Source organism: Actinomadura sp. GTD37 (genome assembly GCF_041951365.1).
GTDB lineage: Bacteria > Actinomycetota > Actinomycetes > Streptosporangiales > Streptosporangiaceae > Spirillospora.
Genome location: NZ_JBGNUS010000008.1, coordinates 146603 through 158858 on the forward strand (window position 1 = coordinate 146603; position 12256 = coordinate 158858).

The 12256-nt window shown below is 71.5% G+C and carries 13 protein-coding genes; 11 read left to right on the plus strand and 2 right to left on the minus strand.

From position 1 onward, the window contains the following. Positions 1-133: 133 nt before the first annotated feature. Complete coding sequence (locus ACA511_RS32790; RefSeq protein WP_375028556.1) at positions 134-1045, plus strand: tyrosine recombinase XerC; 912 nt, start codon at positions 134-136, stop codon at positions 1043-1045. A gap of 88 nt (positions 1046-1133) precedes the next feature. On the opposite strand, the gene ACA511_RS32795 is transcribed toward ACA511_RS32790, so the two are convergent. After that, a complete protein-coding gene (locus ACA511_RS32795; RefSeq protein ID WP_375028557.1) occupies positions 1134-1826 on the minus strand; it encodes a murein hydrolase activator EnvC family protein in 693 nt (230 codons plus the stop codon). 387 nt (positions 1827-2213) lie between these two features. Here ACA511_RS32795 and rpsB point away from each other — a divergent pair, with 387 nt between their 5' ends. From rpsB to ACA511_RS32820, 5 genes are all read left to right on the plus strand, one after another. After that, a complete protein-coding gene (gene rpsB / locus ACA511_RS32800) occupies positions 2214-3227 on the plus strand; it encodes a 30S ribosomal protein S2 (RefSeq protein WP_375028558.1) in 1014 nt (337 codons plus the stop codon). A gap of 85 nt (positions 3228-3312) precedes the next feature. After that, entirely contained in the window at positions 3313-4149 is an 837-nt protein-coding gene (gene tsf, locus ACA511_RS32805) for a translation elongation factor Ts (protein WP_375028559.1), read from the plus strand. Positions 4150-4348: 199 nt separating this feature from the next. Then, complete coding sequence (gene pyrH, locus ACA511_RS32810; RefSeq protein WP_375028734.1) at positions 4349-5047, plus strand: UMP kinase; 699 nt, start codon at positions 4349-4351, stop codon at positions 5045-5047. A 74-nt stretch (positions 5048-5121) separates the two neighbouring features. Continuing rightward, positions 5122-5679, plus strand: a complete 558-nt coding sequence (gene frr / locus ACA511_RS32815; protein WP_375028560.1) for a ribosome recycling factor — start codon at positions 5122-5124, stop codon at positions 5677-5679. After that, complete coding sequence (locus tag ACA511_RS32820; RefSeq protein WP_375028562.1) at positions 5679-6746, plus strand: phosphatidate cytidylyltransferase; 1068 nt, start codon at positions 5679-5681, stop codon at positions 6744-6746. Before frr ends, ACA511_RS32820 begins: the two co-directional genes overlap by 1 nt. A gap of 40 nt (positions 6747-6786) precedes the next feature. Here the strand turns inward: ACA511_RS32820 and ACA511_RS32825 are convergent, their stop codons facing one another. Next, positions 6787-7932, minus strand: coding sequence for a suppressor of fused domain protein (locus tag ACA511_RS32825; RefSeq protein WP_375028564.1), 1146 nt, complete (start codon positions 7930-7932; stop codon positions 6787-6789). A 114-nt stretch (positions 7933-8046) separates the two neighbouring features. On the opposite strand from ACA511_RS32825, the gene rlmN reads away from it, so the two are divergent. The 5 genes from rlmN (at position 8047) to ACA511_RS32850 (ending at position 12181) form a co-directional block, all read left to right on the plus strand. Continuing rightward, a complete protein-coding gene (gene rlmN / locus ACA511_RS32830; RefSeq protein ID WP_375028565.1) occupies positions 8047-9192 on the plus strand; it encodes a 23S rRNA (adenine(2503)-C(2))-methyltransferase RlmN in 1146 nt (381 codons plus the stop codon). A 60-nt stretch (positions 9193-9252) separates the two neighbouring features. Continuing rightward, the gene (locus ACA511_RS32835) at positions 9253-9756 is read left to right on the plus strand and encodes a DivIVA domain-containing protein (protein WP_375028566.1); all 504 of its coding nucleotides are present in this window, start codon (positions 9253-9255) and stop codon (positions 9754-9756) included. Between the two features lie 65 nt (positions 9757-9821). Then, complete coding sequence (locus ACA511_RS32840) at positions 9822-10649, plus strand: DUF1963 domain-containing protein (protein WP_375028567.1); 828 nt, start codon at positions 9822-9824, stop codon at positions 10647-10649. A gap of 177 nt (positions 10650-10826) precedes the next feature. Continuing rightward, positions 10827-11495, plus strand: a complete 669-nt coding sequence (locus tag ACA511_RS32845; protein WP_375028568.1) for an ATP-binding cassette domain-containing protein — start codon at positions 10827-10829, stop codon at positions 11493-11495. After that, the gene (locus tag ACA511_RS32850; protein WP_375028569.1) at positions 11492-12181 is read left to right on the plus strand and encodes a hypothetical protein; all 690 of its coding nucleotides are present in this window, start codon (positions 11492-11494) and stop codon (positions 12179-12181) included. Before ACA511_RS32845 ends, ACA511_RS32850 begins: the two co-directional genes overlap by 4 nt. Positions 12182-12256: the final 75 nt, after the last annotated feature.

Sequence of the window (12256 nt, forward strand, 5' to 3'; positions counted from 1 at the left end):
GCTGCCCGAGCGTGACGACGCGTGGTCATAGAACGACGTTCTGTGGATAACCCGGCGGAAGATCCGCGGCGACTCGCCCGAAACCGCTGCTCGGTGCTTGCGCCGGCGGGGACGTTGGCGCAGCGTGGCGGCTGTGACCAATGCGCTGGAGGACGCCGTAGCCGACTTCGGGCGACATCTCCGCGCCGAACGCGACGTGTCGCCGCACACGCTACGGGCCTATCTGGGGGATCTGGCTGATCTGTGCGCCTATGCGGACGTCGTCGGCGTCACAGAACCCGCGGGATTGGACGTCTCGCTGCTGCGGGCCTGGCTCGCACGCCAGCACGCGCTCGGCCGCTCCCGCGCGACCCTGGCCCGGCGCACCGCCGCAGCCCGCGCGTTCACCCGCCACCTGCACAGGGGTGGCGCCCTGCAGGACGACCCAGGGCTGCTGCTGGGCACGCCCAAGCGGCAGCGCGACCTCCCCGGCGTCCTCACCCAAGATGACGCGGCGCGCCTACTCGACACCATGGACGCCGAAGGTCCCCTCGGGCTCCGCGATCTGGCCGTCCTGGAGACCCTCTACGGGACGGGCGTCCGCGTCAGCGAACTATGCGGACTCGACATCGACGACCTGGACGCCGAACGCAGGACGGTCCGCGTCTTGGGCAAGGGCGGACGCGAACGCATCGTGCCGGTAGGGGAACCGGCCGTCCGCGCCGTCGAGGACTGGCTGCGCGCAGGGCGCCCCTCCCTCGCGACGGAAGGCAGCGGCCCGGCGCTCTTCCTGGGTGTTCGCGGGGGGCGCCTTCACCCGACGAGCGCACGTCGCATCGTCCATGCCCGGATCGCGGAGGTCGGCGAAGTCCCGGACCTGAGCCCCCACGGGCTCCGCCACAGCGCCGCCACCCACCTGCTGGAGGGCGGCGCGGACCTGCGAAGCGTCCAGGAGATCCTCGGCCACGCCTCCCTTCAGACCACCCAGCTCTACACCCACGTATCGGCCGAACGCCTGAAGCAGGTCCACGGCCAGGCTCACCCGCGCGGCACCCAGCCCGGATGACGATGTGCCCGTGCCCCATAACGCATGAGCCTGGGCGAAGGCTGCCGCCCGGCCCCGTGCCGGGGTATGCGGGCGGCAGCCGGTCAGCTCAGGGGGTGCGGCGCAGGCGGCGTTCTTGGGCGAGGTTGATCACGCCCGGGGGCGGACGCCGCCGGCGGTGGAGCCGGAAGCGTATGCGGGTGCGGCGCCAGGCGAAGGCCACGGTCAGCGTCAGCACCATGCCCGTCAGTGCTCCGCCCGTCGCCGTGGTGGCGTCGCGCAGGGCCATTCGGGGAGGACGCGGCGGCTCCGGAGCCGGACTGGCGGACGCCGAGGGCGCGGGCCACCGGGGGAGGAGGCGTACCTGGCGCTGGACGAGGTTGAGCGGATCCAGGTAGAGGGCGCCGCGCCGCAGCCCCCAATGCAGGCATGGCACACGGCAGTGGAGCAGGCCGCCCTCCAGGACGCCGATCCGGGCGCCGGACGCGACCCGCCGCCCCGCACGCACACTGGGCTGGACGGGCAGGTACGTCGTGCGCAGCGGCCCATGGTCGATCGCGACGACACCGCGGCCCGCCAGACGGGCGGCGTAGGAGACCCGCCCCGGCGCGGCGGCGTAGACGGCCTGCCCGGGACGTCCGGCGAGGTCGACCCCGCGGTGCCCGGGGCCCCACGGGCTGGACGGCGGCGAGAAGGCGCGCAGAACCCGCGGAGCGGGCGGGCCTAACGGCCATCGCCAGGCGTCCAGGCCCGGTGCGCCGATGGCGATCATGCAGGTGAGCAGCAGTGTGAGCGGCGTCATGCTCCGCAGCCTGCCGGGTCCCGGGCGCCGCGTCGACGGGGTCGGCGAACTGTGGATAACCGCGCGGAACCGATGAGGCCCGGACGCGTCGGCTCCCTGATAATCTGTAACCGTGCCCGAAAGGACACCGGCCAGGGCCAGGCCGTCAGCGACCCGCCACGGCGGGACGTTGAGAAGCCGCTCCCAGGACGGACAGGCTCAGACCCGGCAACGGGCCGGCCGCCCGAGACATTCCACGGCGGCTGATTTCACGCGTCCGCATGCCACCGCAGGCTTGGTGGGGCGCAGTCCCTCGGTCCGTCGCCTCGGCGGCGGTGGGACGGCACCCGGGCGCAGGGCAGACAACCAAATGCGGCCCGGAAGGGCCAGAGAAGGAGAGCACGGGCAATGGCACCCGTCGTCACCATGCGGCAGCTCCTTGAGAGCGGCGTCCACTTCGGCCACCAGACCCGCCGGTGGAACCCGAAGATGAAGCGCTTCATCCTCACCGAGCGCAACGGCATCTACATCATCGACCTGCAGCAGTCGCTGTCCTACATCGACCGCGCGTTCGAGTTCGTCAAGGCCACGGTGGCCCACGGCGGGACGATCCTGTTCGTCGGCACCAAGAAGCAGGCCCAGGAGTCCATCGCCGAGCAGGCCGCCCGGGTCGGCATGCCCTACGTGAACCAGCGCTGGCTGGGCGGCATGCTCACCAACTTCTCCACCGTCCACAAGCGGCTCACCCGGCTCAAGGAGCTGGAGGAGATCAACTACGACGACGTGGCCGGCTCCGGGATGACCAAGAAGGAGCTGCTCGGCCTGCGCCGCGAGAAGGACAAGCTCGAGCGCACCCTCGGCGGCATCCGCGACATGGCGAAGGTTCCGAGCGCCATCTGGATCGTGGACACCAAGAAGGAGCACATCGCGGTCAACGAGGCCAAGAAGCTCGGCATCCCGGTCGTGGCGATCCTCGACACCAACTGCGACCCCGACGAGGTCGACTACCCGGTCCCGGGCAACGACGACGCCATCCGCAGCGTCAGCCTGCTGACCCGCGTGGTGGCCGACTCCGTCGCCGACGGCCTCCTCGCCCGCGCGGGCGCCGCGACCGGCGGGGACGACAAGCCCGCCGAGGGCGCCGCCCCCACCGGCAACGCCGAGCCGCTCGCCGAGTGGGAGCGCGACCTGCTGGAGAACAAGCCGGCCGAGGAGGCCCCCGCCGACGCTCCGGCGCAGGCCGAGGCTCCGGCGGAAGCCGCCGCTCCGGCTGAGGCCGAGGCTCCGGCTGAGGCCGCCGCTCCGGAGGCCCCCGAGGCCCCCGAGGCCCCCGAGGCCGCCGCTCCGGAGGCCGCTGCTCCGGAGGCCGCCGCCCCCGAGGCCGCGGAGGCCCCCAAGCCCGCCGAGGCCGAGCAGGCTTGATCCCACGGTCCCGGCGGCCCCGCAACGGGTGCCGCCGGGACCGTCGCGGGTCACACGATCAACGACGAGAGAAGCGAAGAGAGCGATGGCCAACTTCACCGCCGCTGACGTCAAGCGGCTACGCGACCTGACCGGCTCCGGCATGATGGCCGTGAAGAACGCCCTCACCGAGGCGGACGGCGACTTCGAGAGGGCGACGGAGCTGCTGCGTCTCAAGGGCGCCAAGGACGTCGGCAAGCGCGCCGAGCGCACCGCCGCCAACGGCCTGGTCGCCGAGCACTTTGCGAACTCCGGCGACGGGGCGCTCCTCGAGCTCAACTGCGAGACCGACTTCGTCGCCAAGAACGCGCAGTTCATCGAGCTGGCCCAGCGCCTCGTCGAGTTCGCCGCCGGCAGCGGCGCCACCGACGCCGCCGGCCTGCTGGCCGCCGAGATCGAGCCGGGCAAGACCGTCCAGGCCCTGATCGAGGAGAACAGCGCCAAGATCGGCGAGAAGCTGGAGCTGCGCCGCTTCGCCCACTTCCAGGGCGCCTACGTGGCCAGCTACCTGCACAAGTCCGACCCGTCGCTGCCGCCGACCACCGGTGTGCTGGTCGAGCTGGACACCGAGAACGCCGTGGTCGCCAAGGACGTCGCGCAGCAGGTCGCCGCGATGGCGCCGAAGTACCTCACCCGCGAGGAGATCCCCGCCGAGGCGGTCGAGAAGGAGCGGGCGCTCGCCGAGCAGCTCACCCGCGACGAGGGCAAGCCCGAGCAGGCCATCCCCAAGATCGTCGAGGGCCGGGTCAACGCCTACTTCCGCGACTTCGTGCTGGTGGAGCAGTCGTTCGTGAAGGACAACAAGAAGACGATCGCCAAGGTCCTCGACGAGGCCGGCGTGAAGGTCGTCCGCTTCGCCCGGTTCAAGGTCGGGCAGGCGTAAGGGCACTCTGGAGACGGGTACCCGAGAGACATCGCAACGCAACGAGGAGGCCGCCGACGTGCCGGACAAGACGACCACTAGCGCGACGGCGGCCTCGTCGTCCGATCGGAGCCCGTCCGATCGGACGGCGTCCGGCGGGCAGGCGCCCGGCGGGCAGGCCGGCGGGGGCCACGCGCCGCGCGCCGGCTGGAAGCGGGTCCTGCTGAAGCTCTCGGGCGAGGCCTTCGCGGGACGCGACCCGCTCGGCATCGATCCCGAGGTCGTCCAGCATGTCGCCGAGGCCATCGCGGAGGCCGTCCGGGACGGCGTGCAGGTGGCGGTCGTCTGCGGCGGCGGCAACATGTTCCGCGGCGCCGTCATGGCCGAACGCGGCATGGACCGCGGCCGCGCCGACTACATGGGGATGATCGGCACCGTCATCAACTGCCTCGCCCTCCAGGACTTCCTGGAGAAACTGGGTCTGGACACCCGCGTGCAGACCGCCATCACGATGAGCCAGGTGGCCGAGCCCTACATCCCTAGGCGCGCCATGCGGCACCTTGAGAAGGGCCGTGTCGTCATCTTCGGCGCGGGCCTCGGACAGCCGTTCTTCTCCACCGACACGACCGCCGCCCAGCGGGCACTGGAGATCGGCGCAGAGGCGGTACTGAAGGCAACCCAAGTGGACGGTGTGTACGACGCCGATCCACGAAAGAATCCAGACGCGGTCAAGTTCGACCGTTTGGATTACGGTGAAGTTCTACAGCGGGGCCTGAAGGTCATGGACGCCACGGCCATCAGTCTCTGCATGGACAACGTTCTCCCCATCGTGGTCTTCGACCTCATGGGGCAGGGCAACATCGTCCGGGCCGTCCGGGGTGAGAAGATCGGCACGCTGGTCAGTCCGGCACAGGGCTGACCGCAGCCCGCGACGGCGCCCGGCTCGCCGGGCAACCGCAGGACCAGGGCCGACCAGATGACATGGGAGTCACAGTGATCGACGAGACCCTCTTCGAAGCCGAGGAGAAGATGGAGAAGGCGGTCGCGGTCGCCAAGGAGGACTTCCAGGCCATCCGCACCGGCCGGGTCAACCCCTCGATGTTCAACAAGATCACTGCCGAGTACTACGGCACGCCGACGCCGGTCAACCAGCTCGCGTCGTTCACGCTGCCGGAGCCGCGGATGGTCGTCGTCCAGGTCTTCGACAAGTCCTCGATGCAGGCCGTGGAGAGGGCGATCCGCGACAGCGACCTCGGCGTGAACCCCACCAACGACGGCAACGTGATCCGGGTCGTGTTCCCCGAGCTGTCGGAGGAGCGCCGCAAGGAGTTCATCAAGGTCGCCGGGACGAAGGCGGAGGAGAGCCGGGTCTCCATCCGCAACATCCGGCGCCGCGCCAAGGACGCCCTCGACAAGCTCGCCAAGGACGGCGAGGCGGGCGAGGACGAGGTGCGGCGTGCCGAGAAGGAACTCGACGACACGACGCACCGCTACGTGGCGCAGATCGACGAGCTGCTCGAGCACAAGAAGGCCGAACTGCTCGAGGTCTGATGGAACTCGACGACGCCGGGGAGCCTTCGGGGTTCCCGGATGAGCCGGAGGTCGACATGGCCGGCCCGCCCCCCGGAGAAGCATTGGACTCGCCCTCCGAACAGGACGGTCCCCCTGAGGACGCCCCCTCGGCGGACGTGCCGCCCGTCGGCGCCACCGCTGTGACGTCTTCTGGAGCGCCCCGAGAACCCTCTTCCGGGACGCCTTCCGACGCGTCCCCTGGAGCTGCTTCCAGGGCCTCCGAAGGGAAGCGGGAGAGCAGGACCGGACGCAACCTGCCCCTCGCCGTCGGTGTCGGCGCCGGGCTCGGGGCGCTGGTGCTGGTGTCGCTCTACACGGTCAAGGAGATCTTCCTGGCCGTGATGATCGTGTTCCTCTTCCTCGGCATGCGCGAGCTGACCGAGGCGTTCAAGAGCCGCGACATCCGCGTCCCGTTCATCCCGGTCGCGACGGGAATGGTCGGCACCCCCGTCGTGGCCTACGTCTGGGGGCCCACGGCGACGGTGGCCGCGGTGTCCCTGACGGTGCTGGCCGTGCTGATGACACGGATGATGGAAGGCGCCGCCGGATACGTGCGGGACGTCGCCGCCGGGTCGTTCGTGGCGGGCTACCTGGTGCTGATGGGCGGGATCGTCGCGCTGCTCATGCGCCCGGACGACGGCGACCACCGCATCGTCATCTTCATCGCCACGACCGTCGCGAGCGACATCGGCGGCTATTTCGCCGGTTCGTTCCTGGGCAAGCACAAGCTGGCGCCCACGATCAGCCCCAAGAAGACCTGGGAGGGCGTCACCGGGTCGGCGCTCACGTGCATGGCCGTCGGCGGGTGGCTGGTCTGGTGGCTGCTGGACGGCGGGCAGATCTGGCAGGGCGTGATCATCGGGCTCGCCGCCGTGGTCACCGCGACGGCCGGCGACCTCGTCGAGTCGATGGTCAAGCGCGATCTCGGCATCAAGGACATGGGAACGCTCCTTCCCGGCCACGGCGGCGTGATGGACCGCCTCGACTCCCTGGTCGCGACGGCCCCTGTCGTGTGGCTTCTCCTGGAGCTGTTCCTCCCGAGCTAGGACGCCGCTGGGGGCGTCCTAGGCGATGCCCCCCAGGGCCCTAGGAGATGACCCAGGAACGGCCCTGCTGGGCGAGGCGGCGTACGAGCGCGTCCGAACCCTCGCTCTTGGCGTAGCGGTGCTCCTCGCCCGTGATGGGCACGAGCCACAGCCAGCGGACGGCGTCGCCGTTGAGGGTGAGCCCGGTCAGCGCCGGAGCCTCAGGGCCCGCCAGACGGCTCGGATCGTCCAGGAGCAAGACGCCTTGCCATGGCGACTCGCCGCTGCTCAGCGGGAACGTGCGGGCCTCGTGGTACCACTTGACGACGTCCCCGGGCGCGAACCAGGTGACCGACCGCCATGGGTACTGCGCCAGCCAGGGGAAGATGCTTCCGGCCTTCTGGCTGGGGATGGTGCTGGCGACGGCGAGTTCGATCCGTCCGTATGGGGCGACGTCGTCTTCGTACAACTCGACCGTGGGCATGCGTTGGCGGCTCATCCCGATCGTGCTCAGCACGGTGAAATCGCGGCCCCCCCTTGCGGGACGTTCCGATACGCCTACTGTCGGGGCCACGCCGGCCCTGCCGTTCGCTAGTTGCCGTCCTACGTCGTGCCAGTAGTGACCACTCGGGCCGAGCCGTTGCAGGAGGTGGCCGAGTACCGCCTGCTGGAACTCGGCCCAGGAACCGTCGGCGCGACATCGCTTCCAGTGCTCGCGCGCCTGGTCGATGCGTGGCCCGAAGTCCTCGATCTCCTCGTCCAGGGGGAACGCGAACGGGCTCTGGAGCGCGGCGTCGCGCGCGTATCCGGGGATGCCGCGTCCCATGTCGGACCAGCCGGGGATCACGATGAGGGGGTCGCCGGCCTCCAGGACGGCGACGCCGTCGCCTTCCTCGAACCACACGACTTCCAGGGCTTCCGCGTCCAGGGCCTTGCGTCCCGAGGGGTGGCGCACATGGGACTCGGGCAGAAGGGGCGCATGGCCCGCGTCCAACCGGGACTGGTCGAGTTCCTGCGGAGCCTTCTTGTGGTTGGCCACCCACGCCGCCCCGACCACCGAGTCCCGCGCGTCCTTCAGGTAGGCCACGGTGACGTCGTCGTCGGTCTCGACGACGAGCCGCCGACTGCCGTACGGGCTCGCCGCGGCGTGGACGACCTTGGCCGCAGCCCCCCTGGAGGAGGCGCCGCCCCTACGCAAAACCGACATGATCGAGACCTTAGTCGCAGACAAGGTCATGTGCAGGAATGTCGTCCCACGCGGAACAACGTCCGTCCGCAGACGGACAATGCACGGGCCAGTGTTTGCGACACTGGGAGGACCATGTCTACCACCCAGCCTGCCCCCACCGGCGCCGCGCCCAAGAAGACCCCGGCGAAGCTCGTCTTCGCCGCCCCGAGGCGTGGCAAGCCGCCGAGGCATCTCGCCGACCTGACCCCGGCCGAGCGCCGCGAGGCGGTCGCCGAGCTGGGCGAGAAGCCGTTCCGCGCCGATCAGCTGTCGCGGCACTACTTCGCCCGGTTGGTGGACGATCCCGGCAAGATGACCGATCTGCCCGCCGCCGTGCGCGAGCGCCTGGTCTCCGAGCTGCTGCCGTCGCTGCTGACCCCGGTCCGCGAACTGGACTGCGACGGCGGGACGACGCTCAAGACGGTCTGGAAGGCGTTCGACGGCGTCCTGTTCGAGTCGGTCCTGATGCGCTATCCGGACCGGGCCACGATGTGCGTCTCGTCCCAGGCGGGCTGCGGCATGAACTGCCCCTTCTGCGCGACCGGTCAGGCAGGGCTCACCCGCAATCTCTCGACCGCCGAGATAGTCGAGCAGGTCGCCGCGGGCGCGCGCACCCTCGCCCGGGGGCGCATCCCGGGCGGTCCCGGCCGGGTCTCCAACATCGTCTTCATGGGCATGGGCGAGCCCTTGGCCAACTACAAGGCCGTCATAGGCGCCGTACGCCGTATCACCGATCCCGCGCCCGCCGGGCTGGGGATCTCCCAGCGCTCGGTGACCGTTTCGACGGTCGGGCTCGTCCCGGCCATCGAGAAGCTCGCGGCGGAGGACATGTCCGTCCGGTTGGCGGTGTCCCTGCACGCGCCCGATGACGAACTGCGGGACGACCTCGTCCCCATCAACAACCGGTGGAAGGTGTCCGAGGTGCTGGACGCGGCGTGGGCCTACGCCGACCGCAGCGGCCGCCGCGTCTCGATCGAGTACGCCCTCATCAAGGACGTCAACGACCAGGCCTGGCGGGCCGATCTTCTCGGCAGGCTCTTGCGCGGGAATCTCGTACACGTCAATCTGATCCCGTTGAATCCGACGCCGGGTTCCAAGTGGACCGCCTCGCGGCCCGAGGACGAGCGCGAGTTCGTCCGGCGCCTGGAGGCCCACGGGGTCCCGGTCACGGTGCGCGACACCCGGGGCAGGGAGATCGACGGGGCCTGCGGGCAGCTGGCCGCGTCCACCAGGGACTGAGCGCGCCGCGCGGGCGTTCCCCCGGCGTCCCGCGGGCGCTGACGGAGGAGCACGGTACCGGTGAGGACGGGTGCGCGGTTGCCGGTGGTCTTGCGCGGCTATGACCGAAACCAGGTCGACGCCCTGCTGCGACGCGTCTCGCAGGCGCTGGACGGCGGGCCGCCGATCTCGCCGGACGAGGTGCGCGGCACCCGCTTCGACGTCGTCCTGCGCGGCTACGACAACCGCGCGGTGGACGAACTGCTGCGCGAGTGCATCAGGGAGCTCCAGGCCAGGGCGCCGATCGGGGAGCGTCCCGGGCGGTCGCGCGCGCAGCCGGCCTGGCTGATCAACTGGATCCAGAACGCCCGGTTCTCCGGCGCCCGGATGCGCTCGGGCTACGACGTCCGGGACGTGGACGCGTTCCTCGACCGGGTGGTCGCCGGCCTGCGCGGCGCCGCCCCGCCGGTGACCGCCCGGGATGTACGGGAGTGCGCCTTTCGCGTCGTCCGGCTGGGGCCCGGGTACGACGAGCAGGAGGTCGACCGGTTCCTGGTGCAGCTCGCGGGCGCCCTGGAACGCTGACCCGAAGTTATCCACAATTTCCCCGGACGCTGCGCACCGCCCCCCGCCCGCGTAACGCTACGCGCATGGACTATTTCATCGCGCAGTTCCGCCGGCTCCGCCTCCTGCTCGACGCCTTCCTCGCCCCGGAGGTCACGGCCGTCCTGCTGCCCCTGGCGCGGCCGGCGCTGCGGCTGTGTGCGGGTGACGGGGTCCCCCTCCGTCTCGGCGGCGCGCCGCTCCTCCCGCCGGACGAACCGTGGCCGGAGTGGAACGGCCGCCCCCTCGACTTCCTCGGCGCGATCGACTTCTCCGGCTTCGCGCCGTTCGGCAAGATCCCCGGCCTGCCGGCCTCCGCGACGGCCGCGTTCTACTACGCGTCCGACACCCCGCGTCCCTGGGGCGACGAGGCCGCGCAGCGGGACGGCTGGCGCGTCTTCACCGGCGCCCTCCAGACGGCGGCGCCGCCCCCCGGCGCGACCCCCTACCCCGAGACCGCACTGAGCGCCGCCCCGTTCCTGTCCATGCCCTCGGCCCAGGAGCCGGCCGTCCAGCGGCTGGAGACGATCTACAGCGGCATCCTGCCCGTCTACGCGCAGCTCCACGCCGCCTGGACGCGGCACACCTGGCCCGACAACGCGCCCGCGCACCAGCTGGGCGGCTGGCCGGCCCTCGTGCAGCGCCCGGTCGGCCCCGACTGCCTGTACGCCTCCATGGGCCGCACCCTGGACTCCCCGAAACCCCCGGCCCTCACCCCCGACGAGCATCGCGCGGCAGAAGACTGGCGCCTCCTCCTGCAACTCGACTCCGACCCCCGCCTCGGCTGGTACTGGGGCGACCCGGGACGCGTCTACTTCTGCAACCGCCAGAACACCCCCTTGGAGGAAACTTGGCTCACCCTCCAAGCCGCCTGATCCGCGGCGGCAGCGGCGCCGGCCGTCCACCTCGCTCCGGCTGCGGCCCGCCCCTGAAAGGCACACCGCCCCGCGTCCGGAGAGCGGTTAACGCGGGCCTTACGAGGGTGGCTCTAGCGTGTGGGTCTCATGCGGCTGGAGCATGTCGCCTTCCGTTACCGGCGGAAGGATCCCTGGGTGTTCAGGGATGTCACGCTGTCCTTCGCGGCGGGCAGCGTCACCGAGGTGACGGGGCACAACGGCGCGGGGAAGTCCACTCTGCTCCGGGTGATCGCCGGTCTGCGCAGGCCCCGCGAAGGCGTCGTCGAGGGCCGTCCGGGGCGGGTGGGGTACGCGCCCGAGCGGTTCCCCGCGGACCAGCCTTTCAGCGTCCGCGCGTACCTGGCGCATATGGCCGCCGTACGGCGGGTGCCCGGAGACGCGGTAGGCGCCTGGGCCGAGCGGCTGCGCTTCGACCACCTTCTCGATGTGCGGCTGCCCGAACTCTCGAAGGGCAGCGCGCAGAAGGTCGGGCTCGCGCAAGCCCTCATGGGCGACCCGGAGCTCCTGATCCTGGACGAGCCGTTCGCGGGGCTGGACGCCGCCATCCGCGATGCGCTGCCCGGCCTGATCTCCGAGCTCGCGGACGGGGGCGCCACCGTGGTCGTCAGCGATCACCAGCGCTGCGTCGAGGCACTGCCGGGCATCGCCCGGCTCCGGGTGGCCGATGCCGGGGTCACCCGCCTCGCCTCCGCCGGGACCGCCGACTGGACGGTCCTGGAGGTCGAGGTGCCGGGAGACGAAGCCGACGCAGTGGAGGCCGGGCTGCGCGCGGACGGCTACCGGGTGCGGAGGCCGGGACGGTGATCGCGCTCGTCCGGTTCCAGATCGAGGGCTACGTCCGCTCGCTGCGCGTCCTGCAGCCGTTCATCGTCGTCGCGCTGTTCGTGGCCCTGGTCCTCGGTCAGGGGCCGGGCGGGCCGGACGCCTCGGACCTTGCGGTCAGGACGTTCGCCGACGTGGCTGCCGTCATGTTCCCCGTGTGGGCCTGGGCGGCGCGTGCCCTGCTCGATACGCAGCCGGACGAGCAGCGCGCACTGACGGCCACCGCCGTCCGCCGCCCGTCCGTTCCCATCTGGGCGGGGCTTCTGGCGGCGTACGCGACGAACCTCTGCCTGGGCTTCCTGGCATTGGTCATTCCGCTCGCGCAGGCCGTCCAGGCGGGCTCTCCCGGCTCGGCGATCCTGGCCGGCTGCGGCCTGAACGTCCTCGTCGCCGTCCCGGGGACGCTGCTCGGCGCCTGGACGAGCCGGGCCCTCATCCCCGACCCCGGCGTCTCCCTGCTCACGCTCCTGGGCGGGGTCCTTGCCCTCCTCCTGCTCGGCATCGGGCCGCTCGCCTGGCTGTCCGTGCCGATGATCGAGTGGCTGCGCGCGGCCCACGACGGACCCGACGCCTTCACCTCCGCCTTTCCCGCGGTCGCTCTCCGCCTGCTCCTCTGGTCCGGGGCAGTCGGCGCCCTCTACATCGCGGCCGCCCGCCACCGCCCCTGACCCGCTGCGCTACCCGGGGCGCCTCGATCGAGCCAGGCCCGAACCTGCCCAGGGCCAGGGCCAGGGCCCGGCCCG